This is a genomic window from Asticcacaulis solisilvae, assembly GCF_017875235.1.
Lineage (GTDB): Bacteria > Pseudomonadota > Alphaproteobacteria > Caulobacterales > Caulobacteraceae > Asticcacaulis > Asticcacaulis solisilvae_A.
Genome location: NZ_JAGGMI010000002.1, coordinates 311,687 through 338,317, shown reverse-complemented (window position 1 = coordinate 338,317; position 26,631 = coordinate 311,687). Strand labels below are relative to the sequence as shown.

General features: G+C 61.5%; 31 protein-coding genes and 1 tRNA gene. 27 read left to right on the top strand and 5 right to left on the bottom strand.

Annotation, left to right across the window (positions count from 1 at the left end; genetic code table 11):
* From J2X24_RS04680 to J2X24_RS04640, 9 genes are all read left to right on the top strand, one after another.
* Positions 1-621, top strand: coding sequence for a riboflavin synthase (locus J2X24_RS04680; protein WP_209717329.1), 621 nt, complete (start codon positions 1-3; stop codon positions 619-621).
* 23 nt (positions 622-644) lie between these two features.
* Positions 645-1,772, top strand: a complete 1,128-nt coding sequence (gene ribB, locus J2X24_RS04675; protein WP_209717327.1) for a 3,4-dihydroxy-2-butanone-4-phosphate synthase — start codon at positions 645-647, stop codon at positions 1,770-1,772.
* 86 nt (positions 1,773-1,858) lie between these two features.
* Positions 1,859-2,332, top strand: coding sequence for a 6,7-dimethyl-8-ribityllumazine synthase (gene ribH / locus J2X24_RS04670; RefSeq protein ID WP_209717324.1), 474 nt, complete (start codon positions 1,859-1,861; stop codon positions 2,330-2,332).
* On the top strand, positions 2,325-2,879 hold the full coding sequence (nusB, locus tag J2X24_RS04665; RefSeq protein WP_404977812.1) for a transcription antitermination factor NusB: 555 nt from the start codon (positions 2,325-2,327) through the stop codon (positions 2,877-2,879). The genes ribH and nusB overlap by 8 nt, the downstream gene beginning before the upstream one ends.
* A 106-nt stretch (positions 2,880-2,985) precedes the next feature.
* Positions 2,986-3,960, top strand: coding sequence for a thiamine-phosphate kinase (thiL, locus tag J2X24_RS04660; protein WP_209717321.1), 975 nt, complete (start codon positions 2,986-2,988; stop codon positions 3,958-3,960).
* A gap of 117 nt (positions 3,961-4,077) precedes the next feature.
* Positions 4,078-4,632: a glycine zipper 2TM domain-containing protein gene (locus tag J2X24_RS04655; protein WP_209717318.1), complete on the top strand. Its 555-nt coding sequence runs from the start codon at positions 4,078-4,080 to the stop codon at positions 4,630-4,632.
* Positions 4,633-4,882: 250 nt separating this feature from the next.
* Positions 4,883-5,365, top strand: a complete 483-nt coding sequence (locus J2X24_RS04650; RefSeq protein ID WP_209717315.1) for a hypothetical protein — start codon at positions 4,883-4,885, stop codon at positions 5,363-5,365.
* An 83-nt stretch (positions 5,366-5,448) separates the two neighbouring features.
* Positions 5,449-5,856, top strand: a complete 408-nt coding sequence (locus J2X24_RS04645) for a hypothetical protein (RefSeq protein ID WP_209717312.1) — start codon at positions 5,449-5,451, stop codon at positions 5,854-5,856.
* A gap of 384 nt (positions 5,857-6,240) precedes the next feature.
* A complete protein-coding gene (locus J2X24_RS04640) occupies positions 6,241-8,391 on the top strand; it encodes a sodium-translocating pyrophosphatase (protein ID WP_209717309.1) in 2,151 nt (716 codons plus the stop codon).
* Between the two features lie 377 nt (positions 8,392-8,768).
* Here J2X24_RS04640 and bamE read toward each other — a convergent pair whose 3' ends face one another.
* A complete protein-coding gene (bamE, locus tag J2X24_RS04635) occupies positions 8,769-9,272 on the bottom strand; it encodes an outer membrane protein assembly factor BamE domain-containing protein (RefSeq protein ID WP_209717306.1) in 504 nt (167 codons plus the stop codon).
* A 145-nt stretch (positions 9,273-9,417) separates the two neighbouring features.
* Here bamE and J2X24_RS04630 point away from each other — a divergent pair, with 145 nt between their 5' ends.
* From J2X24_RS04630 to J2X24_RS04600, 7 genes are all read left to right on the top strand, one after another.
* On the top strand, positions 9,418-10,041 hold the full coding sequence (locus J2X24_RS04630) for a ubiquinol-cytochrome C chaperone family protein (protein ID WP_209717303.1): 624 nt from the start codon (positions 9,418-9,420) through the stop codon (positions 10,039-10,041).
* Positions 10,042-10,068: 27 nt separating this feature from the next.
* Positions 10,069-10,611 (top strand): YceD family protein, encoded by a 543-nt coding sequence (locus J2X24_RS04625; protein ID WP_209717299.1) that lies wholly within the window; start codon positions 10,069-10,071, stop codon positions 10,609-10,611.
* Between the two features lie 193 nt (positions 10,612-10,804).
* A complete protein-coding gene (plsX, locus tag J2X24_RS04620) occupies positions 10,805-11,908 on the top strand; it encodes a phosphate acyltransferase PlsX (protein ID WP_310002415.1) in 1,104 nt (367 codons plus the stop codon).
* A 3-nt stretch (positions 11,909-11,911) separates the two neighbouring features.
* Positions 11,912-12,892: a beta-ketoacyl-ACP synthase III gene (locus J2X24_RS04615; protein ID WP_209717296.1), complete on the top strand. Its 981-nt coding sequence runs from the start codon at positions 11,912-11,914 to the stop codon at positions 12,890-12,892.
* Between the two features lie 272 nt (positions 12,893-13,164).
* Entirely contained in the window at positions 13,165-13,467 is a 303-nt protein-coding gene (locus tag J2X24_RS04610) for an integration host factor subunit alpha (protein WP_209717293.1), read from the top strand.
* A gap of 26 nt (positions 13,468-13,493) precedes the next feature.
* Positions 13,494-14,015, top strand: coding sequence for a MerR family transcriptional regulator (locus J2X24_RS04605; RefSeq protein ID WP_209717290.1), 522 nt, complete (start codon positions 13,494-13,496; stop codon positions 14,013-14,015).
* Between the two features lie 119 nt (positions 14,016-14,134).
* A tRNA-Pro gene (locus J2X24_RS04600) sits at positions 14,135-14,211 on the top strand.
* Between the two features lie 62 nt (positions 14,212-14,273).
* On the opposite strand, the gene J2X24_RS04595 is transcribed toward J2X24_RS04600, so the two are convergent.
* The gene (locus tag J2X24_RS04595) at positions 14,274-15,290 is read right to left on the bottom strand and encodes a hypothetical protein (RefSeq protein ID WP_209717287.1); all 1,017 of its coding nucleotides are present in this window, start codon (positions 15,288-15,290) and stop codon (positions 14,274-14,276) included.
* Between the two features lie 197 nt (positions 15,291-15,487).
* Between J2X24_RS04595 and J2X24_RS04590 the strand changes: the two genes are divergently transcribed.
* The 3 genes from J2X24_RS04590 (at position 15,488) to J2X24_RS04580 (ending at position 17,278) form a co-directional block, all read left to right on the top strand.
* Positions 15,488-16,072, top strand: a complete 585-nt coding sequence (locus tag J2X24_RS04590; protein ID WP_209717284.1) for a hypothetical protein — start codon at positions 15,488-15,490, stop codon at positions 16,070-16,072.
* A 9-nt stretch (positions 16,073-16,081) separates the two neighbouring features.
* Positions 16,082-16,336, top strand: coding sequence for a hypothetical protein (locus J2X24_RS04585; protein ID WP_209717281.1), 255 nt, complete (start codon positions 16,082-16,084; stop codon positions 16,334-16,336).
* 180 nt (positions 16,337-16,516) lie between these two features.
* Entirely contained in the window at positions 16,517-17,278 is a 762-nt protein-coding gene (locus J2X24_RS04580; RefSeq protein WP_209717278.1) for a glycine-rich domain-containing protein, read from the top strand.
* Positions 17,279-17,339: 61 nt separating this feature from the next.
* On the opposite strand, the gene J2X24_RS04575 is transcribed toward J2X24_RS04580, so the two are convergent.
* Entirely contained in the window at positions 17,340-17,576 is a 237-nt protein-coding gene (locus J2X24_RS04575; RefSeq protein ID WP_209717275.1) for a DUF2842 domain-containing protein, read from the bottom strand.
* The gene (locus tag J2X24_RS04570) at positions 17,576-17,833 is read right to left on the bottom strand and encodes a transglycosylase (RefSeq protein WP_209717271.1); all 258 of its coding nucleotides are present in this window, start codon (positions 17,831-17,833) and stop codon (positions 17,576-17,578) included. The genes J2X24_RS04575 and J2X24_RS04570 overlap by 1 nt, the downstream gene beginning before the upstream one ends.
* A gap of 277 nt (positions 17,834-18,110) precedes the next feature.
* On the opposite strand from J2X24_RS04570, the gene J2X24_RS04565 reads away from it, so the two are divergent.
* Complete coding sequence (locus tag J2X24_RS04565) at positions 18,111-19,148, top strand: COX15/CtaA family protein (RefSeq protein ID WP_245344445.1); 1,038 nt, start codon at positions 18,111-18,113, stop codon at positions 19,146-19,148.
* 40 nt (positions 19,149-19,188) lie between these two features.
* On the opposite strand, the gene J2X24_RS04560 is transcribed toward J2X24_RS04565, so the two are convergent.
* A complete protein-coding gene (locus J2X24_RS04560; RefSeq protein WP_209717265.1) occupies positions 19,189-20,616 on the bottom strand; it encodes an alkaline phosphatase PhoX in 1,428 nt (475 codons plus the stop codon).
* A gap of 267 nt (positions 20,617-20,883) precedes the next feature.
* Between J2X24_RS04560 and rplM the strand changes: the two genes are divergently transcribed.
* The 7 genes from rplM to J2X24_RS04525 all read left to right on the top strand — a co-directional run bounded on the left by rplM (position 20,884) and on the right by J2X24_RS04525 (position 26,591).
* Positions 20,884-21,357, top strand: a complete 474-nt coding sequence (gene rplM, locus J2X24_RS04555; protein WP_209717262.1) for a 50S ribosomal protein L13 — start codon at positions 20,884-20,886, stop codon at positions 21,355-21,357.
* Positions 21,358-21,359: 2 nt separating this feature from the next.
* A complete protein-coding gene (rpsI, locus tag J2X24_RS04550; RefSeq protein WP_209717259.1) occupies positions 21,360-21,854 on the top strand; it encodes a 30S ribosomal protein S9 in 495 nt (164 codons plus the stop codon).
* A 120-nt stretch (positions 21,855-21,974) separates the two neighbouring features.
* Entirely contained in the window at positions 21,975-22,907 is a 933-nt protein-coding gene (gene argC / locus J2X24_RS04545; RefSeq protein ID WP_209717257.1) for an N-acetyl-gamma-glutamyl-phosphate reductase, read from the top strand.
* 22 nt (positions 22,908-22,929) lie between these two features.
* Positions 22,930-23,190, top strand: a complete 261-nt coding sequence (locus tag J2X24_RS04540) for a DUF1467 family protein (RefSeq protein WP_209717254.1) — start codon at positions 22,930-22,932, stop codon at positions 23,188-23,190.
* Positions 23,191-23,288: 98 nt separating this feature from the next.
* Entirely contained in the window at positions 23,289-24,608 is a 1,320-nt protein-coding gene (gene proS / locus J2X24_RS04535) for a proline--tRNA ligase (protein ID WP_209717251.1), read from the top strand.
* 5 nt (positions 24,609-24,613) lie between these two features.
* Complete coding sequence (locus J2X24_RS04530; protein ID WP_209717248.1) at positions 24,614-25,897, top strand: lipoprotein-releasing ABC transporter permease subunit; 1,284 nt, start codon at positions 24,614-24,616, stop codon at positions 25,895-25,897.
* Positions 25,890-26,591, top strand: a complete 702-nt coding sequence (locus tag J2X24_RS04525; protein ID WP_209717245.1) for an ABC transporter ATP-binding protein — start codon at positions 25,890-25,892, stop codon at positions 26,589-26,591. The genes J2X24_RS04530 and J2X24_RS04525 overlap by 8 nt, the downstream gene beginning before the upstream one ends.
* The last annotated feature ends 40 nt before the right edge of the window (positions 26,592-26,631 follow it).

Genomic DNA, 26,631 nt, shown 5'->3' with positions numbered 1-26,631 from the left:
GTGTTTACCGGCATTATTTCAAGCATGGGCGAAATCAAGACGCTGGAGACATCCGACGCAGGCGCGCATATCACCATGCAGGTCGATTTCGACCTGTCCGATGTCGAGCTAGGCGCGTCGATCAGCCATGCCGGTTGCTGCCTGACCGTCGTATCGAAGACGGGAAACACCTACCGCCTTGACGTGTCGAACGAGACGCTCAAGGTGACCAATCTCGGCACCTGGCGCGAAGGCCAGTTGGTCAACCTGGAACGCGCGCTGAAGATCGGCGACGAACTGGGCGGCCATATCGTCTCTGGCCACGTCGATGGCCTGGCGGAACTGATCAGCGTCACCCAGGACGGCGACAGCTATCGCCTCAAATTCCGCGCGCCCGATCCGCTGCATCGTTTTATCGCGCCGAAGGGGTCGGTCGCGCTCGACGGCATTTCGCTGACGATCAATGAGGTCGAAGGCCACGATTTCGGCGTCAACATCATTCCGCACACCTGGATGCACACCACATTGTCGCAGACCCGGGTCGGCGGCTTCGTTAATCTTGAAGTCGACCGCCTTGCGCGCTATGCCGCGCGGTGGTTTGAAACGGAACCTTCCATAAGTCCTCAAGCAGCGAAGCGATAGGACAACATTAAAGTGCACGTGCCATGAGTCTGAACGCCATCCCCAACGATCTGGAATCGCCGATCTCCGCTATCGAGGACATCCTCGAAGACGCGCGCAACGGCCGGCCCTACATCCTGATCGACGCCGAAGACCGTGAAAACGAAGGCGATATCGTCATCCCGGCGCAGATGGCGACACCCGACGTCATCAACTTCATGGCGCGTCACGCCCGCGGGCTGATCTGCCTGTCGATCACGCCGGAACGCGCCAAGCAGTTGCGCCTGCCGCCGATGGTCCATGACAACGGCGCGCGCAACGGCACGGCCTTTACCGTGTCGATCGAGGCGCGCGAAGGCATATCCACCGGCATTTCGCCCAAGGACCGCGCTCATACGATCGCCGTCGCCATCGACACCACCAAGGATTCGCGCGACCTGGTCAGCCCAGGCCACGTCTTCCCGCTGGTGGCGCGCGAAGGCGGCGTGCTGGTCCGCGCCGGCCACACGGAAGCCGCCGTCGACATTTCGCGCATGGCCGGTCTGGCGCCCGCCGGCGTGATCTGCGAAATCATCAATGATGACGGCTCCATGGCCCGCCTGCCGGACCTGGTTAAGTTCGGCCAACTGCATGGCCTGAAGATCGGTACGATCGCTGACCTGATCGCCTACCGCCGCCGCACAGAACGTTTCGTCGAGCGTGTGCTGGAAAGGCCGTTCGACAGCCAGTGGGGCGGCCAGTTCCGCCTCTATGTCTACCGCAATACGCTCGACGGTTCCGAACACCTGGCGCTGGTCAAGCAGTTGCCGCAGGCCGGAAGGCCGACCCTGGTGCGGATGCACCAGCTCGATATTGCCTCCGACGTCCTGGGCGGCCTGGGCAGCTCCATGCGTGCCAACTATGTCGAACAGGCCATGCAGGTCCTCGCGGCGCACGACGGCCCCGCGGTCATGGTGCTGCTGCGCGATCCGGACGCCAAGGTGCTGTCGAACCGCTTCGGCGCCGACGACGAACCGGGGCAGGGCGGGCGAGGCCTGCGCGACTACGGTGTCGGTGCGCAGATCCTGATCGATCTGGGTGTACGCGAAATGATCGCCCTGTCGGGCACCCGGCCAAAGCCCGCCGCGCTCGAAGGCTACGGCCTGGCGATCATCGACTGGAAGACGCTGTAAGCCGCACGTCCTAAATTTGACTTTCTTTTTTCGCCCATAAGGCGCTATTGAGCGTGCCTTATTCCCAAAGCTTCAGGACCACCACCTTGTCCCCAGAAACTCCGCTGCGCATCCTCATCGTCGAAAGCCGATTCTACGAGGACCTCTCCGACGAACTGCTGGCCGGAGCCAAGGACGCGCTTGAGGCCCATGGCATCGACTATGACGTCGTGACCGTGCCGGGCGCGTTTGAACTGCCGGCCGCCATCGCCATGGCCGAGGACGCCGCGCATCGCCCGATGGGCGTCAAATACGACGGTTATGTCGCTTTGGGCGTCGTCATCCGCGGTGAAACCACCCATTACGACTATGTCTGCAACGAGTCGGCGCGCGGCCTGATGGAACTCAGCTACACCCAGCGCTTGGCCATCGGCTACGGCGTGCTCACGGTCGAGGACGAAGAGCAGGCGTGGGCGCGCGCGCGCCGTTCGGAAGGCGACAAGGGCGGCACGGTCGCCAATGTCTGCCTGACCATGATCGGTCTGCGCAAGTCGCTGCTGGAGGGCTCGGTCCGTGGTTGATCAGCCGTCCGACGATAACGAAATCCGTAAGCCCACCAGCCTCAAGGCCGTCATCGAGCAACTGAACGCGCAAGAAGACGCGCGTCCGTCCTCGGGCCTGACCAAGAAGCAGAAGCGCGCCCGCACCGTAGCGCGCCTGGTGCTGGTCCAGGCGCTGTACCAGATGGAACTGACCGGCGCGGGCGTCGAATCGGTCATCCGCGAATTTTCCGACTACCGATTCGAGGGCGATCTCGACGGCGAGCAACTGGCCGAGGCCGACGAGGCCTATTTCGCCGAGGGCGCGCGCACGATCGTCAAGGAACAGGCGGTCATCGATCTCTTGATCTCGGACCGCCTGGCGGCGGGCTGGCGCATCGAACGCCTCGATACGACGGTGCGCGCCATCCTGCGCGCCGGCGCCTGGGAGCTGAAGTTCCGGAGGGACGTCGGTCTCGAAGTCATTATCAATGAATATGTCGAGATCGCGCGGGCCTTCTTCGGGGAGACCGAGGCGCGCTTCGTCAACGGCGCTTTGGACGGGATCGGCAAAGACGTCCGTCCCTGACTTAATTATACGCGTTCACGGGAAAATTCCCGGGCAAGTCTCTATCCCACATTGATTTTTCGCCTGTTTGGATAAATAACGCATCTCCCCGACGGGAGGGCGAAACATGGCCGAACACGACGAATTCTCGATCATCGATCAGCTTTTCAAGCCGTTGGCCGGCCTCAGCCGCGAGGCAAGGGGGCTGATCGACGACGTTTCGGTCCTGCCGGCCGACGGAGGCCACGACATCGTCGTCAATACTGACGCCATTGTCGCCGGAGTCCATTTCTTCGAACACGATCCGCTCGATCTGGTGGCGCGCAAGCTGATGCGCGTCAACCTGTCCGACATCGTCGCCAAGGGCGCCAAGCCCTATGGCTATCAGCTGATCACCGCCTGGCCGCGCGGCACGACTTTCGCTGAGAAGCAGGACTTCGCACGCGGGCTGAAGATCGAGCAGGACCGTTTCGGCCTCGATCTCTTCGGCGGCGATACCGTGTCGACCTTCGGGCCGCTGCACGTCTCCATGACCATGTTCGGCAAGGTGCCGGCAGGCCGCGCCCTGTCGCGCATGGGCGCGCGTCCGGGAGACAAGGTGCTGGTCAGCGGCTATATCGGGCAGGCCTATCTGGGGCTGAAGGCGCTGGAAGGCCAGCTGATGGGCGTGTCGCACGACGACATGAACGAGCTGATGATGTCGTATCACCTGCCGGAAATCCGCGCGGATCTCGCCACCTGCGTGCGTGACAATGCCCGCGCCTCCATGGACATATCGGACGGGCTGCTGGCCGATGCCGACCACATGGCGCGCGCCAATGGGCTGATGATCCGCATCGACCTGAACAAGGTGCCGACGTCGCTGACGGCGCGCGCGGCCATCGCCTCGGGCATCAGCCCGGTCGCCCTGGTCACCGGCGGTGACGACTATCAGATCCTGTGCACGGCCGACGAGGCGGGCGCCAAGGTGCTGATGATGTCGGGCTTTTACGTCATCGGCGACTGTATCGGCGTATCCGAAGATACTCCCGCCGGCGCGGAGCTGTGGGCCGATGGCCGGCCAGTCGATGTTGAAAGCAAGGGCTATCGTCATCCGCTGTAAAGGCGCTTTAGCGAATACTTACAAACGATCGATCCTTTCCGCCGCTCGGTGGAATTGCCCCGTATATGACGCGGGCATAGCGTCGCCTCTACTGGTACTATGAGAGGAACGCATATCATGGAAAAGACAGCAAAAATTGCTGTGGTGGCCGGCCTGGCCATGGCTCTGGCCGTACCGGGCCTGGCCAATGCCCAGCGCTATGAGGTCCGCAATTACGACGGCTACTGCTACGTCAAGCAGTCCGACGCCAAGCGCAACGGCCTGATCCTTGGCGCGGTGGCCGGTGGCCTGCTGGGCAGCCAGGTTTCCAAGAACGAGCGCGGCCTTGGCGCGGTCGTGGGCGCCGTTGTCGGTGGGGCGGTCGGCCAGAATATCGGCAAGAACAGCGTCAAATGCTATAACGGCGAATACTTTGCCTATCAGGGCCGCTATTACGATCCGCCGCGCGGCCCGTCGGGCTATGTGCCGGTCTTCTACGAGCAGCGCCCGCCCAGCAGCATGTATTCCGAGGTCTATTATGACCGAAGCCGCCGTAGCGGCCCGCCGCCATACAGCTATCAGGACAATAACAACTGGCGCGACGGTTGGCGCGACAGCCGCGGCCGCTGGCACGAAGGCAAGCCGCCGCGCGGTTACTGGCAGGACCGTGACGGCTACTGGCACCGCCGCTGATCTGTAGAATAGGTGAGAGAAAAGAGCTCCCGGACCGTCACGGCCGGGAGCTTTTTTTATCGGGAATCTTCGAAATAAGGTGAGAAACCCATAAGACGCAGGGCTTGTCGGAATCTTACGGTTTGCCCCACGAATCCGCTGGCCGGCGAAATTGTCGCTAAAGGGGAAATGGTTAATATCGGCTTCATTAGGCGGGGAGCCCGGAGCGCAGGTTTAACAGCGTGAGGGCGCGTTTTTATGGAGGTTACCGATGTTCAAAACGTATCGATCCGTAGCCCTGGCCGGCGGTCTTACCCTTGCCTGTGCTGCCATGGCGGCCCCGATGGCCGCCAATGCCGACGGGTATGGCCGTTATCAGGACGGCGACGTCTATGTTTATCACGACCGTGATCGTGGCTATTACCGCGATAATCGCGGCTATAACTGCCGTGAACGTCGCAACGACAACGCCACGGGCGGAGCAGTCGCCGGCGCGATTGTCGGCGGGGCTGCCGGCGCCGTTCCAGGCGCATTTGTCGGCGCCATTCTTGGCGGCGCCATCGGCAGCGAAGGCACCCGCTGCTACTACCGCGACACCTACAGCTATTCGTACAACGACTACGATGACGACTATTACTACAACAACAGCCGCTACGATGACCGCCGCTACTACCGGGGAAGCGACTATGGGTATCGCGACCCGTACTATGAACGCCGCTACGAGCGCCGCTATCATCGCTACAACAATTGGTAAATCGATGGAATGAAGGCCGGTCTTCCTGACCGGCCTTTTATCTTGTGTCAATCAATCTCAGCCATTCTGCCGGCATGCTGAAATTGATCCGACCCGCGTTCGCCGCCTTTGTCCTCTCCTTTTGTGTTGCCGGCCCGGCCCTGGCCAGCGGCGGTGAAGCCAAGGACGCCGCCGATCCGTCGGTGAAGCTGGCCTCGGTCGGCATTCCGGTCTTCGAAGGCCGCAACGTCGTCAACTATCTCTTCCTCAGCATCAAGATCAACCTGACGGCCAAGGCCGACCAAGGCAAGCTGCGCGACATGGAGCCCTATTTCCGCAACGCCCTGATCCGCGCCGCGCACAAGACCTCGTTCGCCATGGCCGGCCGAAACGACAAGCTGGACGAGCCCCGTTTCAAGGCCGCCATGAAGGCGGAATTCCTCAAAGTAGGCGGGCCGGGGACGATTGAGTCGGTCGAAGTCGTGTCGCAAAGCCCGAAAAGGCACCGTTGAGCGGTAATTGGTGCTTAGTCGCGTGACATTTATTGTTGCGGCGCGGCAATTTTGAAAGTCTTGAAATACAATTTACTGATGAGGTCCGTTCGGCACTGCAGCGCGATCTGTTTCGCGGTTGCATTTTGCATAATGTTGAACCCTGTTTTCTTGCCTTGAACTTATAGCGAAGTTTTGGCACTCTCCCGTCAGTCAAAAATAAGGGCCTGATTTTCAAGAGTGATTTGCAAGTGACTGTGTTCGACTTGCCGCGTCACTGGCAGGTAGAGCCCGAATATACCCTAATCTCTTGAGGCCAGATTTTTTGATCCCGTAAACCGGGGACTTGGCTTATGCGACTGCTTGGCCGTTGATCCCTAATATAAAGAAATACAGGGGTTACAGATGAATTTAGCTTTGATGCTGGCCATCGTGGCCGGCATAGTCGGACTGTTGTACGGCGTGGTTCAGACCATGTCGCTCATGAAGGCGAGCACGGGTAATGCCCGCATGCAGGAAATCGCCGCCGCCATCCAGGAAGGGGCGAGCGCCTATCTCAAGCGCCAGTACACCACCATTGGTATTGTCGGCGTCCTGATCTTCGTTGCCGCCTGGGTTTTCCTCGGCCAGTGGTCGGCGATAGGCTTCGCCATCGGCGCCATACTCTCTGGCGCGGCGGGTTATGCCGGCATGCTGATCTCGGTGCGCGCCAATGTGCGCACCGCACAGGCAGCCTCCGAAAGCCTTGCCAAGGGGCTCAACATGGCCTTCAGCTCGGGCGCCGTGACGGGGATGTTCGTCGCCGGCGGTGCCCTGGTTGGCGTCGCTGGCTACTATGCCATCCTGACCCAGGTCCTGGGACTTGAGCCGACCGACCGGGCCGTCGTCAACGCCCTGGTGGCGCTGGGCTTCGGCGCCTCGCTGATCTCCATCTTCGCCCGTCTCGGCGGCGGTATCTTCACCAAGGGCGCAGACGTCGGCGGTGACATGGTCGGCAAGGTCGAAGCCGGTATCCCCGAAGATGACCCCCGTAACCCTGCCACCATCGCCGACAATGTCGGGGACAATGTCGGCGACTGCGCCGGCATGGCGGCCGACCTGTTCGAAACCTACGCCGTGACTATCGTCGCGACCATGGTTCTGGCGACCATCTTCTTTGCCGGTTCGCCGCTGCTTGAGCCCATGCTCATGCTGCCGCTGGCCATTGGCGGCGTCTGTATCTTCACCTCGATCATCGGCACCTTCTTCGTGTCGCTGGGCAAGTCGAACGACATCATGGGCGCGCTGTATAAAGGCCTGATCGCCACCGGCATCCTGTCGGTCGGCGCTGTGGCCGCTGTCGTCTATCATTTCGTCGGCTTCGACACCGTCATCACCTATGCCGGTGCGCCGCAGTCCTTCACCGGTCTGACCCTGTTCTACTGCGGTCTGGTTGGCCTGGCCGTCACCGCCGGCTTCATCGTCGTGACCGAATACTATACGGGCACGGGCAAGCGTCCGGTCGTCTCGATCGCCCAGGCGTCGGTCACCGGCCACGGCACGAACGTCATCCAGGGGCTGGCCGTTTCGATGGAATCGACCGCTGTCCCGGCGCTGATCATCGTCGCCGGCATCGTCGGTTGCTACCTGCTGGCGGGCCTGTTCGGCATCGCCATCGCCACCACCACCATGCTGGCCCTGGCCGGTATGATCGTTGCGCTCGACGCCTTTGGCCCGGTCACCGACAATGCCGGCGGCATCGCCGAAATGTCGGGCCTGCCCAGCGAAGTCCGTCACACGACAGATGCCCTGGATGCCGTCGGCAACACCACCAAGGCCGTCACCAAGGGCTATGCCATCGGTTCGGCCGGTCTCGGCGCCCTGGTGCTGTTCGCCGCCTATACGTCGGACCTGAAGTACTTCGCCGACCACGCGCAACCTGGCAGCATCTTCGATGGCATGGGCGCGCTGACCTTCTCGCTGTCGAGCCCGTGGGTCGTTATCGGCCTGCTGATCGGTGGCCTCTTGCCATACCTCTTCGGTGGCATGGGCATGACGGCTGTCGGCCGCGCCGCGCAAGCGGTCGTCGAGGAAGTCCGCCGCCAGTTCCGCGAGGACAAGGGCATCATGGCCGGCACATCCAAGCCGAACTATGGCCGCGCCGTCGACATGCTGACCAAGGCCGCGATCCGGGAAATGATCATTCCCTCGCTGCTGCCCGTCCTGTCGCCGATCGTCCTGTTCGCCATCGTCTTCTATATCGGCGGCACGGTCGAAGCCTTCGAAGCCCTGGGCGCCATGCTGCTGGGCGTCATCGTCACCGGGATCTTCGTCGCCATCTCCATGACCTCGGGCGGCGGTGCGTGGGACAACGCCAAGAAGTCCTTCGAAGACGGTTTCGTCGACAAGGACGGCGTCAAGCACCTGAAGGGTTCCGATGCGCACAAGGCGTCGGTCACCGGCGATACGGTTGGCGATCCCTACAAGGATACGGCCGGTCCGGCAATCAACCCGATGATCAAGATCACCAACATTGTCGCCCTGTTGATGCTGGCGGTCCTGGCTGGCGGTCACTGATTCGGTTGTAGTGAATGAGAAGGCCCTGCGAGCAATCGCGGGGCTTTTTTCCATTGTGTGGCCGGCGAAAGAAGGGACTCCACAGATGCACACAAATGGATGCGCTGACGCGCATCCGCACAGATGGTTCGAGTGTGGGGCGGAGAGAGCGCTTGAAGATTGGAATTTCGACAGCGCGTAGTGCTGTCATGAGGTTTGTCGACTCAATCGCTTCTTCGTCAACGTGCTCGGATCATCTGTGCGGATGCGCCCTTCGGGCGCGTCCATCTGTGTGCATCTGTGGATCCCCTTTCTTCAAGACATTTGCACAAATCTTTCAGGAAACAAAAAAAGCCCCGGACAACATCCGGGGCATTTCTGAAAATGTAGAGGCTCTGCTATTCGCGGCGGCGCTGACGGCCGGGGTCGGTATCGCGGCTGTTGTCGATACGCTGCTGGCCGACCGTGCCCAGGACCTGCTCCAGGGCGGTCAGCGAACGGCCGCGCGTCGGCGTCTTTTCCTGAGCCGGCGTCAGCGCCCGGCCATCGGCCAGGGTCAGGGTCTTGACCGCGGCGACGGTCTTGGCGTCCTTGTCGAACTTGACGACCGTGACATTGCGCGAGGTGACCTTTGGCTGCTTGTAGGTCATCTTCATCGACACCTGGTCGATATAGTACCACTCGGTCGGATCGTAGAGCGAGGTCTGCGACGGCGTGCCCAGCTTATCGAGCACGGCGGCTTCGGTATCGCCGACGGCGATATCCGTCGCCGGATTGGCGTCGTACTGGAGGTAACCAGCCTGCTTCAGGGTCGGCGCACAGGCGGTCATCGTCAGGAGCGCACCCAGCGCGCCCAGAACCACAACAGACTTGATTCCGAAAGTATGCGGACGCGGAGCCATGAAAATCCTTACACGTGGCGCGAAACCTGTTTGACCTATAACGAAATAGGGCTTACGGCAAGGGTAAGGCCGAAAGAAGGCCTGTTACAAGGTATTTTTTCGCAGGCTTGCCACACAGAGCTGGCGACAGCCGCGGGGACGCCAGATGCAGTTCAATCTCGATCGCCTCAAAACCTTTTTCCAGCCGCGCGCCGTTACACGTACGGGTGAAAAGCTCTATGCGTCCTGTGTATCGCAGGCGCGCCTGCCTATCTTCTACCTCGACTACGGCATCGAAGACGCCATCGGCGCGCGCTTCGAACTGCTGACCTTTCATGTCGGCACTGTCATTCACACGCTGAAAGGGCTTTCGCCCGAGGACCGCCGCCGCGAACAGGCCCAAGACACCGCCCAGGCCCTGTTCGACGCCTTCCTGCTGGCGCTCGATAATACGCTGCGTGAGCAAGGGACAGGCGACCTCAGCGTGCCGAAAAAGATGAAGCCGCTGGCTGAAACCATCTATACCCGCATGAAGCACTGGGAAGACCTGTGGGCGGCTTCGGCTGACCGTGAGGCGCAGGCGGGTTACGCCGCGCGGACCATCTTTGCCGGCGTTGGCTTCGATGGCGAGGTGGCCGATAGCGGGGCTGTGCCCGCTGCCGCCCTGGCTTTTGCCGACTATATTGAAGACGTGCGCTCAGGCCTGGCGGTCGATGACATCCTGGAAGGCCGCATCGGCTGGCCGGAACCCAGAGCGCTGGAAACCGAAGACGCCGCCCAAAGCGCTTAAGAAACAGGCCGCGTAAGAGAGACGACGATGAGTGATTCCCAACTGGACGAATGCCTGTGGACGCACACGGTGCGATTCGATGCGGCCCGTCGTGGCCTGGCGCTTGACCTGAGCGCGGACGAAGCGACGCGCAAGCGCATCGCCGAATCGTTCGGCATGATTTCGCTGGACGCCCTGACTATTCATGCCGAGACGCGCAGCCTGCCCGGAATCAAGCCGGTGGTGCGGGTGACGGTCACGCTTAAAGGCGAGGTGACGCAGGAATGCGGCGTCAGCCTCGAGCCCTTCAGCCACGCCATTACCAGCGAGATCGAGGTCGATGTCATCCAGGCGGCCGATGTCACGGACGAGGTCGCGCCGGTCGGTGAAAACGAACTCAGCCTCGATGATCTCGACGAGCCGGATGTCGTAAGCAATGGCCAGATCGATGTCGGGCAATACGCCATCGAAGCACTTGGCGAGGCCTATGATCCGTTCGCGCGCAAACCGGGCGTGGTCTTTGAGGAGCCCGAAGCCGAGGCCGAACCGTCGCCTTTCGCCGTCCTGGCCAAGCTAAAGCGGGATGAATGAGCAAACTGAGGCTTGCATGGTTGCAAACAAGCGTTATTTTCGCCTCAAACACCGGCCTGTTTTCACCCTCGAACAGCGCACGGAACTGTAACAGGGTTTGCCAGCTTTACGGGGTTTGTATCCGTCCGTGTCGACACTTGTAGAAACTCCGTTGGATTCCTCTCAGCATGGGGGCGCTCCCGAAGGCGCTCTGGTGATCGCGATTGACGCCATGGGCGGCGATCACGGTCCGGCCGTGACGGTCGCGGGCGCCGCCATCGCCTTGAAAACCAATGATCGCCTGTTCTTTCAGCTACATGGCGATAGCGTAAAGATCGCGGCAGAGCTGGGCAAACATCCGGAACTGAAGGCGCGCAGCGTCGTACGCCACACGGACCAGTTCATCGCCATGGACGAGAAGCCGGCCCAGGCGATCCGCCGCCGCAACACCTCGCTGGCCAATGCCATCCACGCCGTGAAGGCGGGCGAGGCGAGGGCGGTGATTTCCGCCGGCAATACGGGCGCGCTGATGGCGTTGTCCAAGATGATTCTCAAAATGCTGACCCACGACCTCGAACGCCCGGCGATTGGCTGTTCGTGGCCAAATCCGCACGGCTTCGGTACTGTGCTGGATGTCGGCGCCAATGTGACCTCGGATGCGCGCCAACTGATCGAATTCGCCCTGATGGGCGCGGCGTTTCACCGCGCGGTGCGCGGCGTCGAAAAGCCGTCGATCGGCCTGCTGAATGTCGGTTCCGAGGACCTGAAGGGCCACGATGAGGTTCGCGAGGCGCACCGCCTGCTGCGCGCCAACGCCTTCGGCCTCAATTATCACGGCTTCGTCGAAGGCACCGACCTGTGCGAAGGCACGACGGACGTGGTCGTGACCGACGGTTTCACCGGCAATATCGCGCTGAAGACCGCCGAAGGCGCCGCGCGTTTCATGCAGGACATGCTGCGCACAGCCTTCAAATCGTCGCTGCTGGCCATGATCGGCGGCATGCTGGCCAAGCCGGCCCTCAAAAAGGCGCTGAAACGCGTCGATCCGGGCGAGGCCAACGGCGGGCCGCTGCTGGGGCTGAACGGCATCGTCATCAAGAGCCATGGTGGCGCCGATGCGCGCTCCTTCGCCAATGCCGTCAAGGTCGGCGTCTCGCTGGCCGCCAGCAATTACCAGCAGGACCTTGCCAGATCGCTCTCCCAACTCACGGATCATCTCGCCGCCGCGCAGGCCGCAAGCGAGGCGGGTCTTGCGGAAAGCGCTCCGGCGACAGATATCAAGGGTCTCGCCATGGCGGCGGACAAAAAGGTTTCGTAAGACATGCGCGTTTTGAGATCCGCCGTCACCGGTGTCGGCGGCTACCTGCCCCCCAGGATCATGACCAACCACGATATGGCAAAGATCGTGGATACGTCCGATGAATGGATCGTCGAGCGTACAGGCATCCGTCAGCGCCATGTCATCGAGGACGGCGGCAAGACGTCCGACCTGGCCGTTGAAGCGGCCAGGGTGGCGTTGGCGGCCGCCGGCAAGACGCCCGCCGATGTCGACATGATCGTTGTGGCCACGACCACGCCCGACATGCCATTCCCGTCGACCGCCTCGATCGTCCAGCAGAAGCTCGGCATCGCGCCGTGTCCCGCCTTCGACGTCCAGGCCGTATGTTCGGGCTTCGTCTATGCGCTCAGCGTCGCCGACGGCTTCGTGGCGCGCGGCATGAGCCGCTGCGTGCTGGTCATTGGCGCCGAAGCCATGTCGCGCCTGCTCGACTATACCGATCGCGGCACCTGCATCCTGTTCGGCGACGGCGCGGGCGCCGTGGTGCTGGAGCCCGTCGAAGGCGAGGGCGATAATGCCGACACCGGCATCCTCGGTTTCGACCTGCGCTGCGACGGCACCAAGACGGACCTGCTCTATGTCGACGGCGGCGTGTTCGAAAGCGAGAACCGCATCGGCAAGATCCGCATGCAGGGCAACCAGGTCTTCAAGCACGCGGTGCACAAGATCGCCCAAGCCATTGAAGCGGCGGTCGAAAAATCGAACCTGACAATTGATGACATCGACTGGTTCATTCCGCACCAGGCCAATCAGCGTATCCTCAACGGCGTGGCGGAACGCCTGGGCCTGGACGAGCACAAGGTCATCTCGACCGTCGCCCTGCACGCCAACACTTCGGCGGCCTCGATCCCGCTGGCCTGGTACGAAGGCGTCAAGGACGGCCGCATCAAGCCGGGCGACGTGGTGCTGATCGAGGCACTGGGGGGCGGCCTGACCTGGGGCGCCGCGGCGATCAGGCTTTAGACTGTATGTGGTCAGGTTACGGTTGCGTTTTAACACGCACTGGCCTGATTTCCTTAAGCTTCGCGCACTGGAAGTCCCTGAGCGTGGCATTTTTCCCCAGTCCGATGTTTTCTGTGACCAGTTGGGCTTAAGCCTTTGACCCTGGCCGGAATTTGCGCCATTGTGGTCTTACGGGGCCACACGACTCATGCTATGCGGGTCCTGTTTCTTGTTTTTCGCGCTTTCATTCGCAAAGCGCTTCAGGTGCCGATTAGAACAAGCCGGAGCTGACCATGAAAACGCAAACCTTGACGCGCGCTGAACTGTTCGAAGACGTCCATAACGAGTTGGGTTTGCCGCGCCAGGAATGCGCCGCCATTGTCGAGCGGACGCTGGATCTGGTCGTCGAGGCGCTGGAACGCGGCGAGATGGTCAAGCTGTCGGGCTTCGGCGTATTCCAGGTGCGCGACAAGAATGCCCGCGTCGGCCGCAACCCCAAGACCGGAAAGCCGGCGGCGATCGACCCGCGCAAGGTGATTTCGTTCCGCGCATCGCAGATCATGAAGGCCCGCGTCGACGCCGGCACCCACGAGTAATCTCAAGAGTTAGTGCGGGATTAGCCGTGAGCAAGGGCCCTTTAGCCTTAAGAACGATTTCAGAAACCGCTGATCAGCTTGGCGTGCAGCAACATGTGCTGCGTTTCTGGGAAACCAAGTTTCCCTTCATTCGCCCGACCAAGCGCGCCGGCGGCCGCCGTTTCTACCGCCCCCAGGACATCGATATGCTGATGGGGGTAAAGACCCTGCTGTACGATCGCGGCTATACCATCCGCGGCGTGCAGAAGCTGTTCAAGGACGAAGGCCAAAAAGCGATCCTCGGCGCCAATGCGGCGGCGGCGGGCGAGGGTTCGGTCGCCACGGAATCGGGTCTGGTCATGGCGGAGGACATCGCCGAGGCGGTCGCCGAAGCCGGCGGCACGGCCTACGCCTTCACACCCGCGGATCTGGCCTCGATGCAGAAGATGTCGCAGGAGACGCGCGACAAGTTCCTCGATATCGCCAAGGCGCTGGAAGAAGCGCAGGAGACCCTGGGACGCCAGTTGGGCCGCAATGGCCGCGGCGTCAATCGCGGCAAGTTTTCCTGATATTTCTGGCGGCAGTGGAAAATTCCCGGAAAAGCTTATCCGGGGATTGCGGGGGCCGGTTTTCACCTCTATAAGCCGCATCCTTGCCGGTCACGGAACCGTGTCCGGCAAGACAATGACGGAGCGTGGCGCAGCCTGGTAGCGCACTTGACTGGGGGTCAAGGGGTCGCAGGTTCGAATCCTGTCGCTCCGACCATTTGATGAAAAAGGCCGGATCCCTCGGGACCCGGCCTTTTTATTTGTATCCTGCCTCAGGCCTTATTGTCCGGTGGCGCCTTTGGCGGCGGCGGCGCGAATCTCGGCCTGCATCTTGGCGACGTCTTCCGACCAGCTGTAGCGCAGGGCCACGGTCAGGGAATCGTCCGCGCCGGCCAGGTCGTTCTTGAACACCAGGGCGACGCCGCGCGCCGCGTAAAACTTGCTGCGGTCTTCATCGGTCAGGTCGTAGGTGCCCGTCAGCACCTTGTCGGCGAAGGCAACAAGCTGATCGAAGCGTTGCAGCTGCATCAGGGTCGCCAGATATTCCGACTGCAGGGCGTGGTCGTGCGGATAGAGGGCCAGGCCCTTGCCGAAGGCCGTCAGCGCGCCTTCGAAATCAGCCTGTTCGTACTTGATCCAGCCGACCGTATAGGCCAGCGCGCTGTGGTTCAGGTTCGGCTGCTTGACCAGCGGCAGGTTGGCGGGGAGGCCGGTGTCGATGCCCCTGGCGCGCAGGGTCGACAGCTGGAAGTACTGATAATCCGTATAGGCGTTGATGTGGTTACCGTTGCAGGTTTCGGGGCGGATCTCATAGGGCAGCAGGCCATTGAGCTGCGCCTGAAGCGCCGGCAGGACGGCGGCCTGACCGGCCTTGTCGCCGGCGGTCATCGCCTTGAAGGCGGTGGCCAGGTTGGGCGCCAGGGCTTGCGACTGGGTAAAGTAGGCGTCGCAGATCGGCGCGCCGGCGGCGCTGTCGACGGCCGCCATGCTGGCGACGGTGCGGTCGGCCGAAAAGACGCCTTCGGTGACCGACTGTTCGGACGCTGCGGCGGTCTTGCCGGTGGCCGTGGCGGCGGGCTGCGACTTGGCGGCGGCGATCGGCGCGCCGGTCTTGATTGCTTCAAGCTGGCGCAGGGCCATGGAGGTCGCCAGGCCGTGCGGGCGCGGCGTCTGAGGCGTCGCCTCGGGCGACAGCCGCGTCAGGGCCGGCAGGTTCTCAGCCATCGCAAGCGGCGCGGCGACGAGGACGGTGGTTCCAAGAAGCGCCGAAATGGCGGCACGAAATTTCACGGACATATATAACCCCCTAAATAATTTGGTCTGTTAACCATTGTGGCATGAATACACGGAATGACGGCGGCGGCAACATCGCCGAACACGGTTTTTGATCGCCTGTGGCCTTGGCGCGACCTTCGAAGGAGGCGTGGCGTATTTGGGCGAGCGTTCCCCTGAGGCCTGTGTTATGGTCCGCCAACTGTGATCGGAGGGGAATCATGCGCGGGATTTGGGCCGGGTGTCTGGGTTCGATATTGGGCCTGATGTGCGTGGCAGGCATTGCCGTTGCTGCGGACCGGCCCATTCCGCCGCCGATCCCGCCGGTCGATGCCTTGAGTGCGCCGCCGGTCACCGCGCGCTTCGCGAAAAGCTTCAGAATCGGCGATCTCGACGGCGCCTTTTCGCAAATCGGCCTTGGCGACATGAAGAAGGCCCTGGGCGCCGGCGCGGTCGCGGGCATCCAGGGCATGTCGTGGCTGTGCTACGACCTGCCGGCCGCCAAACAGCGCGTCTGGCTGTCGTCGACGGGCGGGGCGATGGAAACCGTCACCGTCACCAGGATCGGTGCGCCGTCGGCGTCCTGTCCGGCCCTGCCGGCCAAGAACCAGGCGGTCGTCGTGGATGGCGGCATCCGTATCGGCATGGCCAGGGCCGAGCTGACCAAGCGCCTGGGTCAGCCGTCGCGCCAGATCGACACCTGGACGGTCTATTCGGCCCAGCAGGCCGCCGGACGGCAGGGATTGGCGGTCCAGTTCATCAATGACAAGGCAGCGTTTATAGCCATCACCCACCTTGATCGATAAAGGTTTGCCATGGGCCTCGGTTTACTGATCACGGGGGCGGCGGTCCTGATCGCGGCGGTTCTTTTCTTCGTCGTCCTGGGCAAGGCGATGGCTGGCGGCAGGCGGCAGTCCTCCGACACGAGCAATGACGGTGGCGGTTCTGGCGTATGGCTGTTCGGCGGCACAACCAGCGATTCATCGAGGGGCTCCGACAATAGCGGCGGCGGTTCCGATGGCGGCTCGAGCAGTTCCGATGGCGGCGGGGGCGGTGGCGGAGGTGACTGAGCGTCACTGAACTGTCGCAAAACGATCGTATAGTGTTATCGTGAGAACGAATTGCCGATCCCGGTTATCTCGATACACCCCGCCACCGGCGCGGGACCTCACGATTTCCATTACCTATCCATACGTAGCCTGCCATTCCGGCGGGCTTTTTTGTGCCTGGACGCCAGGCAGGGAGACTGAATGAAGACTGACACGGCCCTTTGGCAGGCCATAAACGCCTACGATATCGATGTCGCGGATGCAGTATTGCCCTTCAGCGGCCGACTGGCCCGCGACAATGGATGGACCCGGGATTTTGCCCGCCGGGCCGTCGCCGAGTACAAGAGGTTCATCTACCTCGCCTGTGTGTCCGGCCACACAGTGACGCCTTCCGAAGAGATCGACAGCGTCTGGCACCTGCATCTGATTTATACCCGCGACTACTGGGACCGGTTCTGCAAAGACACGCTGAAGCGCCCCGTCCACCATGGCCCGACCGATGGTGGACCGGCCGAGACGGAGAAGTATCTTGACTGCTACCGTCACACTCTTTCGCTGTATGAGATCGAGTTTGCGGCTGTTCCGCCACGCGATCTGTGGCCCCACGAAGCGATCCGGTTTGCTCAGTCCGCAACCCGGCAGGTCGATACGCGCAGCCACCTGGTCCTGCCCAAGCGTCACGCGTTTCTGTCCGCTGCGGGCGCCCTGGCTCTGACGGTTGCCGCCTGTTCACCCAAGCCAATGGGAACCGATCTTGTAACGCTCGCCTTTGCTGCTGTGATAGCGTTCCTGCTGGTGACATGGTTCGCAAGCGCCTTCTCCCAAAAACGGCGCGGGACAAAGGACGACGGATCGGGTTGCTCGGGATTTACCTGGCCGGGCACGGATTCAAGTAACGGCAGCTCGGACTCCAGCGGTGACGGCGGGTCAGGCTGCGGCGGTGGATGCGGAGGCGGCGACTAAGGCGACCGCGGCGAACCGCTCTAAACTTTTGGCTGCGCCGAGCTCCCCTCCGGCGCATTGTTTATTTCTTCTTCCGCTTCGACTTGTAATCCTCGGACCACGAGATCAGCGGCAGGATCGGCACGCCCCACAGCGTGCCCGCCAGGCCATAGAACAACAGTTGCGCCCACAGGACCTGGGGCAGGCGGCTGCCGATATCGCTGACGATCACCACATAAACGATCAGAAAGACAATGATCCCCAGGCAAGCGATGGCGCGGCGCTGGGGCAGGCTGAGCTTTCGCGGCTTTTCGTCCATCAGCGGCGCTCAAAGGCCCGCGACAGGTGGAACATGCCAAGCAATACAGCGGCGCCCAGCAGCGAGACCCACAGGATCGGCAGGAAGTCGCTGCGGATCATTTCGGCCGAAACCATGAAGAAGTTGAGCAGGCAGGCGCCAAATATGCCGACGAACAGGTTGATCGGAAAGCTGAAGCGGCTTTTCGACAGGAGGTTGGCGATCCAGCCGACCAGAAGACCCGCGAAAATAGCAAGGATGTAGTTTTCCGCGGTCATAGGTCCATCCTCTGATTCTTTTGGATGGAGCATGATGCGTTCGGTTGAACCGACATCATGCTCCAGATTTTGTCTTTTCGCGATATTTTGCCAAAAACCGCTGCACACTTTTTGGCATATCGCTCAACTGCCTTGAAATCGCCGGAGCGCTGTGGGCAAATCGCGCCGTCTTGTCCCTTCGTTAGCGTTTTCGGACGATAACGGCAAGACGGCCGTATGGCGGTTTAGCCATGCGATGCGATTGCGTTGTTGTAGAGGCGTTCTTTTGCGACTTCCCTTGAAATCCCCGTCGGTCGCGGTTTGGCTTTTCGTCGCCGCCTTCCTGATTTTCGCGCTGGTCGGTGTTGGCGGCGCGACCCGCCTGACCCAGTCGGGCCTTTCGATCACCGAGTGGAAACCGATCTCGGGCATCATCCCGCCGATGAGTGATGCGGCCTGGACGGCCGAGTTCGAAAACTACAAAAAAATCCCGCAATATTCCCAGATCAACGCCCATTTCGACGTCGATGACTTCAAGAGCATCTACTGGTGGGAGTGGGCGCACCGCGTCTTGGCGCGGCTTCTGGGCTTCGTCTACCTGCTGCCGTTCGTGTGGTTCCTGATCCGCAAGGAAATGCCCAAACGCATCATCTGGCGATCGGCCGTGGCCATAGGCATGATCCTGTTCCAAGGCGCGGTCGGCTGGTGGATGGTTGCCTCGGGCCTGACCAAGCGCGTCTTCGTCGCGCCGGAAATGCTGATGGCGCACCTATCCATGGCGCTGATCCTTCTAATGTGGACAGTCTGGACCGGACTCGAGGCCGGCGCAGGGGAAAACCGTAATCGTGGCGCGCCTGTGCCATGGAAGATCGGTGGTTTTGCGCTGATGGGCATCGTCTTTTTGCAATGCATGCTGGGCGCCCTGGTCGCGGGCAACCACGCCGGCCTGCTATATAACGACTGGCCGCTGATGAATGGCTGGTTCATGCCCTATGTCGACTGGTCGCGCGGCGTCTATATCACACTCTTTCATGACCAGGGCTGGGTGCAGTTCATCCACCGCATGAACGCCTACGTTCTGTTCGTCTTTGCCATCGCGTTCGCCGCGCTGATGGGGCGCAAGTGCCAGGATGACGGCCTGAAGACGCAAGGATGGCTTCTGGCCGGCGCCGTGACCATTCAGGCCGGCCTGGGCGTCGCCACCCTGTGGACCGTGGTCAATATCTGGCTGGCCCTGGCGCACCAACTGATGGCCATCATCGTGCTGGTCTTGAGCGTGCTGCTGGCTTGGAATGTAGCGCGCGCCGACCGGGTGTTCCGGCGCGGCGGGTTCTGAAAAGAAAGGCCCTCTCTGCCGGACAGACAGGGCCTTATCTTTAAGCCTGTACGGCCGTGTCCTTGAAGCTGTTCCAAGGCCCCGTAATCGCCAGTGTGCAGCCGTTGCTCTGAAGGTTCACGAACAGGGTGGAACCATCCGGTGAGAAGCACACACCGGCGAACTCCGAATTCAGCTTATCGACATTGCTGGCAAAGGTCGCGACCTTGCCCTGCGGAGTCACGATGCGCAGGTGATTGACCAGCACGTCCGAGTAGCGATCCTCGCAGACGAACAGGTGACCCCAAGGGGCGACGGTGAGATTGTCGGCATAGTCGAGCACGGTCTGGTCACCGGATTCGACGAACAGGTCGATTGTTCCCGGATGGCTGGCTTCATCGTTGGTGCCTTCATGCGCGGACGGCGTATAGCGCATGATCTGGCCGAAGCCGTGCGGACCGCCGGCGGTGCAGGCAAAGAACAACTCGCCATTGCCCCAGTGAATGCCTTCGCCGCGCACGAAACGCGCAGCGCCGAGTGCAAAGCCTTCTTCGCGCAGGGTATCGTCCGGGCTTTCGACATTCTTTAGATCGATCCATGAGGCCGCAAAGCGGTCGCCCATCTTCCACAGCGTCGCGGTCTGGTTGCCGGTTTCGGCCTTTGGGGCGTCGCGGATCACCAAGGCCTGGAGCTTGCCGCCGTGACGCAGCTCACCCCTGTGCGCCGGGATAAAACGGTAGAACAGGCTGTTGGGGCGGTCCTCGGTCAGGTAGACGATCCCCGTGCGGGGATCGACGCAGACCGCTTCGTGGTCAAAGCGTCCCATGGCCTTCAGGGGGAGGGGATCGACCAGGCCCTTGTGCGCCGCAGGCACTTCGAAGACCCAGCCATGGTCCTTTTTGACGCCATCGCCGGTTCCGATGGTGGTTTCTTCGCAGGTCAGCCATGAGCCCCAGGGCGTCAGGCCGCCTGCGCAGTTGGTCGAGGTGCCGGTCAGCGACAGGTAATGGCTTTCCAGCTTTTGCGTCTTGATGTTGTAGATCAGGGTCGAAGTGCCGCCGCCCAGCGGGAAGTCGTCTGCGGCGAAGTCGTAGACCTTGCTCCGGTCGAGCTTGTCCATGACCTGGCCCTGCTCGCCGACGGGGAAAAGCTTGCGCGTCTTATGGTTCAGTTCGTGGTTGCGGACCAGCACGACCTTGTCCGGATCGGAATGCGCAAAGGCGGCCATGCCGTCGTGCTTGCCGGGCACCAGCAGGCCATCGTCCATGGTTTCGCCCTGGCGTGAGAATATGCGATAGCTGAAGCCTTCGGGCAGTTCGATCAGTCCGTTCGGATCGGCTTTCAGGCGGCCATAACCTTCCACCTCATTGCGATAGCCGGGATCGCTCTTGGGGTCGGCCGGCCGGACGGCGGCGCGGGCATTGAGGCCCATGAAGGCTAAGGAGGTGACGGCGGAACCCGCCAGGAAGAGGCGACGCGATAAGGACATTGGGGAACCTGAAGTTTTTTGTGTCGGGTGAAACGGTTAGACCAAAGCTTATCCGTCGCATAGGGGACAGCTAACAAACTTTTATGACGAAATCTGACGGGGAAATTGACGGTAATTTAATACCAAGTCAAATTTCCTCAATAAAATCATATCGATCTTGGCTATTTTGCGTGAAATTATGCGTTGACAGTGCGGGGGTGCTCCTGTAAACGACGCGCCTCTTCGCCGCGCAGGGTTACATTTGCGCGACAATCCAAGGAATTTCTCATGTTGACGTCCACAACCGCGGCTCTCAAGCCCGCCGATGTCGAGAAGAAGTGGATCGTGATCGACGCTCAGGATGCCGTGCTCGGCCGCCTGGCAGCTTTCATCGCCATGCGTCTTCGCGGCAAGCATCTGCCGACCTACACCCCGAACGTCGATTCCGGTGACTATGTCATCGTGATCAACGCCGAAAAGGTGCACCTGACTGGCAAGAAGCACAATGAAATCTTCTACTGGCACACCGGCCACCCCGGCGGCGTCAAGCAGCGCACGCTTGGCCAACTGCTGGACGGCAAGTACCCTGAGCGCGTGCTGACCAAGGCGGTCGAGCGCATGCTGCCGAAGGAATCGCCGCTGGCCCGCGCCCAGATGACGCACCTGCGCATCTATGCCGGCGAAGCCCACCCCCACGAAGCCCAGCAGCCGGAAGTCATCGACTTCAAGGCCCTGAGCCGCAAGAACGTCCGGAGCGTCTAAGAATGGCCGAAGTTCAAGAACAAACCACCGGTCAAGGCCTGGAAGCTCTGGCTTCGCTGTCGTCCAACCCGGTTGAAACCAAGGTCGAGCGCGTCCAGCAACTGGACAAGTATGGCCGCGCCTATGCCACCGGCAAGCGCAAGAACGCCGTCGCCCGCGTTTGGGTGAAGCCGGGTTCCGGCAAGTGGATCATCAACGGCCGTGAGCAGGAAGTCTACTTCGCCCGCCCGGTTCTGCGCATGATGATCGCCCAGCCGCTCAACCTGACGGACCGCGCCTCGCAGTTCGACGTCATCGTTTCGGTCCACGGTTCGGGTCTGTCGGGTCAAGCCGGCGCCATCCGTCACGGCCTGTCGAAGGCGCTGACCTATTATGAACCCGGCCTGCGTCCGGTTCTGAAGGCCGCCGGCTTCCTGACCCGCGACTCGCGCGTTGTCGAGCGTAAGAAGTACGGCCGCGCAAAGGCTCGCCGTTCGTTCCAGTTCTCGAAGCGTTAATCGCACGAGCGACAAACTCATGCAGAAAGCGCTTCGGGCAACCGGAGCGCTTTTTCTTTTGCTTGTTTATTCCCGCGCAAGCGCTTAACCCGGCGCAAAGTTAGGGTTTCGGAGAGTCACATGACGAAGAAGGTATTCATCGACGGCGAAGTAGGCACGACGGGGCTGCAAATCCGTGAGCGTCTCCAGAATCGTTCCGACATCGAACTGATCCGGCTGCCGGAAGACAAGCGCAAGGACGCCGACGCCCGCAAGGCAGCGCTGAATGCCGCCGACGCCGTCATCCTGTGTCTTCCGGACGATGCCGCGCGCGAAGCCGTGTCGCTGATCGAAAATCCCGATGTCCGCGTCATCGACGCTTCGACCGCCCACCGCGTCGAGGACGGCTGGACGTTTGGTTTTCCAGAGATGACCGAAGGCCATCGCGACGTCATCGCAGCCTCCAAGCGCATCAGTAATCCCGGCTGTCATTCGACGGGGTTTATCGCCCTGGTCCGTCCGCTGGCCGAGCTGGGCATCATCCCGCCCTTCTTCCCGATCACGGCGTCGTCGCTGACCGGCTATTCGGGCGGCGGCAAATCCATGATTGCAGAATTCGAAGACGGGCCGGGGCGTGAGCGCATCTACGCCACCGGCCTGACGCACAAGCACCTGCCGGAAATGCAGCTCTATTCCGGCCTGGAAAACCCGCCGATCTTCTCGCCGACTGTCGCGAAGTTCGCGCAGGGCCTGATCGTCGAAGTGCCGCTGCACCTTTGGGCGCTGCCGGACGAACCGGACCTGGCCGGCATCCACAGCATCCTGACCGCGCACTATGCCGGCGAGCGCTTTATCCGCGTCGCCTCGCTTGAGGAAAGTGAAGCCGCCAAGGCGGTTGACGCTGATGCACTGGCCAACACCAATCAATTGTTGATCCACGTCTTCGGTGACGACAACACCCAGACCGCCAACCTGGTTGCCGTCTTCGACAACCTGGGCAAGGGTGCGTCGGGCGCGGCTGTGCAAAACCTCAATCTGGTGCTAGGTGTCGATGAAGGCCTCGGTTTGATTTAACCCGGCCTGACGGAGTTTGCCCATGTTCACCGCCATCGTCACCTGGATCGCCATCTACATCATGGTCTGGTGGGTGACCCTGTTCGCCGTCCTGCCGATCGGCGGCAACCCCAGCCATCATGAGGCCGGCGTCGAGGTTATCAAGGGCAATGATCCGGGCGCTCCGGTTAATCCGAACCTGTGGAAAAAGGTCAAGCTCAACAGTATCGTCGCGCTTATTGTGTGGGCTTTGCTGCTGGGTTTGAGCTTCTTCGTGCACATTCCGCTGCCGGGCACCGAATAAGTCTTGCACGGGCGGCCTTCGCCATGAAAAAGACTGACACTTTTTCCAAACCTGCTTAGGGTGCGCGCGCCCTAATACCCAACCGAATGGATTCTCCCATGCGCCTGTCGCGCTACTTCCTGCCCCTTCTCAAGGAAAACCCCTCTGAAGCCCAGATCGTCTCACATCGCCTGATGTTGCGGACCGGGATGATCCGTCAGGAAGCCGCGGGTATCTATGCCTGGCTGCCGCTGGGCCTGAAGGTGCTGAAGAAGGTCGAGAAGATCGTCGAGGAAGAAATGGCCCGCGCCGGCGCCATTCAACTGTTGATGCCGACCCTGCAACTGGCTGACCTGTGGCGCGAATCCGGCCGTTACGAGGACTACGGCCAGGAGATGCTGCGCATCAAGGACCGTCACGAGCGCGAAATGCTGTACGGGCCGACCAATGAGGAAATGATCACCGAGATATTCCGCGGCACGGTCAAGTCCTACAAGGACCTGCCGTTGAACCTCTATCACATCCAGTGGAAATTCCGCGACGAACAGCGCCCGCGTTTCGGCGTCATGCGTGGCCGGGAATTCCTGATGAAGGACGCCTACAGCTTCGACATCGACGAAGCCTCGGCGCGCAAGGCCTATAACCGCATGTTCGTGGCCTATCTGAATACCTTCGGACGCATGGGCCTGAAGGCCGTGCCGATGCGCGCCGACACGGGGCCCATCGGCGGCGATCTCAGCCATGAATTCATCATCCTGGCCGACACAGGCGAAAGCGCCGTCTTCTGCCACCGAGACCTGGTCGACATGCCGACGCCCGGCAACGACGTCGACTGGGACGACCTGCAAGGCATTGTCGATGGCCGCACCAGCCTCTATGCCGCGACCGAAGAAATGCACAATCCGGATGATTTCGCTGCCGTCCCGGCCGACAAGCAGCTGTCGGCGCGCGGCATCGAGGTCGGTCATATCTTCTACTTCGGCGAAAAGTATTCCAAGCCGATGAAGGCGGTTGTCAACGGCCCCGAAGGCGAAATCACCGTCCACATGGGCTCCTATGGCGTCGGCGTCTCGCGTCTCCTGGGCGCGATCATCGAAGCCAGCCACGACGAAGCTGGCATCATCTGGCCGGAGAGCGTGGCGCCCTTCGATGTCGGCCTGATCAACCTGCGCGCCGGCGACGAAGCCTGCGATGCTGCCTGTGAGAAGGCCTACAAGGCCTTGGCCGCCGCCGGCCGCGAAGTCCTCTATGACGACCGCGATGACCGTCCCGGCGCCAAGTTCGCCTCGATGGACCTGATTGGTATTCCCTGGCAGCTGATCATCGGTCCCAAGGGACTGGCTGAGGGCAAGGTCGAGATCAAGAACCGCGCCACGGGCGAACGTCACACGGCTGATTTCGATGAAGTCCTGGCGCAACTGACGAAGGCAAAGGCCTAAAACATATGGGATTTTTGAAGGCGCTGTTCGGTTTCCGTCCCTGGGAATTCAGCCTGGCCATGCGCTATTTGCGCACGCGGCGGAAGGATGGCGGGATCGCCGTCATCGCCATCATCTCCTATATCGGCATCGCCCTGGCCGTCACGGCCCTGATCTCGACCATGTCGATCATGAATGGCTTCCGCGAGGAAATGCTGTCGCGCCTGCTGGCTTTCGGCGGGCATGGCTATCTCTATGGCGCGCCTCTGGACGACTTCGCGCACCGCGACGATATGTTGAAGCGCCTCAAGGCCGTACCAGGCGTCACGCAGGCGGCGCCTTTCCTGACCGGCGCCGCGCTGATCCAGAGCATGAACGGCGACATCGACGGCGCCTATGTGCGCGGCGTCGAGCCTGACACCCTCAAGAAGACACCAATTATCCGCGACAATATCGAGGACGGCTCGCTGAGCCAGTTCGGGATCGGCGACTATGGTGGCAATGTCGTCATGGTCGGTGACGGCCTGGCCAATCGCATGGGCTTACGCGCCGGCGATGAGGTAACACTCGTTTCACCGGGCGGTTCGACCGCCTTTGGCGCTACGCCGCGCCGGGTTGTTTATGTTGTTGGCGGCGTCTTCCACAGCGGGGTCAGCGAGATCGACCGCGCCTTTGTTTATCTGCCGCTCAATCAGGCCCAGCTCTTCTTTGATCGCGAAGACGAATGGGATATGGTCGAAATCAAGGTCGCAAACCCTTATGATATAGGGGCCTGGCGAGGGCAATTGCTGCAGGCCGCTGGCGACAAGGCGCTTTTCCAGGACTGGACGCAGACGAACGGCTCGCTATGGGGCGCGCTTCAGGTCGAACGCGCCGCCATGGGGTTCATCCTGTTCTTTATCGTTATCATCGCCTCGCTGAACATCATTTCCGGCGTCGTCATGCTGGTGAAGAACAAGGCGCGCGACATCGCCATCCTGCGCACCATGGGGGCAGGGCGTTCGGCGATTTCGCGGGTCTTCTTCATTACCGGCAGCATGATCGGTGCGGCAGGGACCTTCTCAGGTCTGTTGCTGGGTGTCCTGTTCTGCACCTTCATCCGCGAAATCCAGCAATTCCTGGAATGGGTATTCCAGACGCAGCTGTTCCCGAAGGACGTCTATTTCCTTGACCACGTACCCGCCAAGATGGATCCGGTCGAGGTAACCTTCATCGTCGTCGCGTCGCTTTTGGCGGCGTGCGTATCGACCCTGTTCCCGTCGTTGTGGGCGGCCAAGCTCGAGCCCGTGGAGGCGCTGCGCTATGAGTAAGCCGATCCTCTCGCTCCGCGACCTGCATCGCGATTATAAGGTCGGCGAAGGCCGCACCTTGACGGTGCTCAATGGCGTCGATCTTGATATCGCCGCCGGCGAATTCGTTGGTCTGGTCGGGCCGTCAGGCTCGGGCAAGTCATCGTTGCTGCACGCCGTGGGCCTGCTGGAAGCGGCGCCGAATGCGCGCCTGACTATCGACGGCCAGGACTTCCACAGCGCGAATGAAGAGCAGCGGACGCGGGCGCGGCTGGAAAAGATCGGTTTCGTCTATCAGTTCCACCATCTGCTGCCGGAATATACGGCGCTGGGCAATGTCGCCCTGCCGCAACGCATCCTGGGGCGCGGCGCCAGTGAGGCCGAGGCGAGGGCGCGTGAACTCCTGACGACGCTGGGCCTGGGCGAACGTTTGGAACACCAGCCGGCGCAGTTGTCAGGCGGCGAGCAGCAGCGTGTGGCGATCGCGCGGGCGCTCGCCAACAATCCGCGTCTGCTGCTGGCGGACGAACCGACCGGCAATCTTGACCCGGATACGTCAAAGCAGGTTTTCGACGCCCTGAAGGCGATCGTGAAAGCGCAAGGCGTAGGGGCCTTGATTGCCACGCACAATCTAGAACTGGCGCGCCATATGGATCGTGTGGTGCGTCTGGAGAACGGAACACTTGTACCGTTTACGCCGGAACACGTTTCGTAAAGCGTTGTAATTTCTCCCTTTTCACACTTTGTTCCCGTAA

Coding starts and splice junctions, on each gene's coding strand:
- J2X24_RS04595 (WP_209717287.1), bottom strand. CDS start 15,290: ATGTCCGTGAAATTTCGTGCCGCCATTTCGGCGCTTCTTGGAACCACC.
- J2X24_RS04570 (WP_209717271.1), bottom strand. CDS start 17,833: ATGACCGCGGAAAACTACATCCTTGCTATTTTCGCGGGTCTTCTGGTC.
- J2X24_RS04585 (WP_209717281.1), top strand. CDS start 16,082: ATGGGCCTCGGTTTACTGATCACGGGGGCGGCGGTCCTGATCGCGGCG.
- J2X24_RS04610 (WP_209717293.1), top strand. CDS start 13,165: ATGAAAACGCAAACCTTGACGCGCGCTGAACTGTTCGAAGACGTCCAT.
- J2X24_RS04630 (WP_209717303.1), top strand. CDS start 9,418: ATGCAGTTCAATCTCGATCGCCTCAAAACCTTTTTCCAGCCGCGCGCC.
- thiL (WP_209717321.1), top strand. CDS start 2,986: ATGGCCGAACACGACGAATTCTCGATCATCGATCAGCTTTTCAAGCCG.
- J2X24_RS04560 (WP_209717265.1), bottom strand. CDS start 20,616: ATGTCCTTATCGCGTCGCCTCTTCCTGGCGGGTTCCGCCGTCACCTCC.
- J2X24_RS04615 (WP_209717296.1), top strand. CDS start 11,912: ATGCGCGTTTTGAGATCCGCCGTCACCGGTGTCGGCGGCTACCTGCCC.
- J2X24_RS04625 (WP_209717299.1), top strand. CDS start 10,069: ATGAGTGATTCCCAACTGGACGAATGCCTGTGGACGCACACGGTGCGA.
- proS (WP_209717251.1), top strand. CDS start 23,289: ATGCGCCTGTCGCGCTACTTCCTGCCCCTTCTCAAGGAAAACCCCTCT.
- J2X24_RS04655 (WP_209717318.1), top strand. CDS start 4,078: ATGGAAAAGACAGCAAAAATTGCTGTGGTGGCCGGCCTGGCCATGGCT.
- argC (WP_209717257.1), top strand. CDS start 21,975: ATGACGAAGAAGGTATTCATCGACGGCGAAGTAGGCACGACGGGGCTG.
- J2X24_RS04540 (WP_209717254.1), top strand. CDS start 22,930: ATGTTCACCGCCATCGTCACCTGGATCGCCATCTACATCATGGTCTGG.
- J2X24_RS04640 (WP_209717309.1), top strand. CDS start 6,241: ATGAATTTAGCTTTGATGCTGGCCATCGTGGCCGGCATAGTCGGACTG.
- J2X24_RS04525 (WP_209717245.1), top strand. CDS start 25,890: ATGAGTAAGCCGATCCTCTCGCTCCGCGACCTGCATCGCGATTATAAG.
- rpsI (WP_209717259.1), top strand. CDS start 21,360: ATGGCCGAAGTTCAAGAACAAACCACCGGTCAAGGCCTGGAAGCTCTG.
- ribB (WP_209717327.1), top strand. CDS start 645: ATGAGTCTGAACGCCATCCCCAACGATCTGGAATCGCCGATCTCCGCT.
- rplM (WP_209717262.1), top strand. CDS start 20,884: ATGTTGACGTCCACAACCGCGGCTCTCAAGCCCGCCGATGTCGAGAAG.
- J2X24_RS04575 (WP_209717275.1), bottom strand. CDS start 17,576: ATGGACGAAAAGCCGCGAAAGCTCAGCCTGCCCCAGCGCCGCGCCATC.
- J2X24_RS04530 (WP_209717248.1), top strand. CDS start 24,614: ATGGGATTTTTGAAGGCGCTGTTCGGTTTCCGTCCCTGGGAATTCAGC.
- bamE (WP_209717306.1), bottom strand. CDS start 9,272: ATGGCTCCGCGTCCGCATACTTTCGGAATCAAGTCTGTTGTGGTTCTG.
- J2X24_RS04650 (WP_209717315.1), top strand. CDS start 4,883: ATGTTCAAAACGTATCGATCCGTAGCCCTGGCCGGCGGTCTTACCCTT.
- J2X24_RS04580 (WP_209717278.1), top strand. CDS start 16,517: ATGAAGACTGACACGGCCCTTTGGCAGGCCATAAACGCCTACGATATC.
- J2X24_RS04590 (WP_209717284.1), top strand. CDS start 15,488: ATGCGCGGGATTTGGGCCGGGTGTCTGGGTTCGATATTGGGCCTGATG.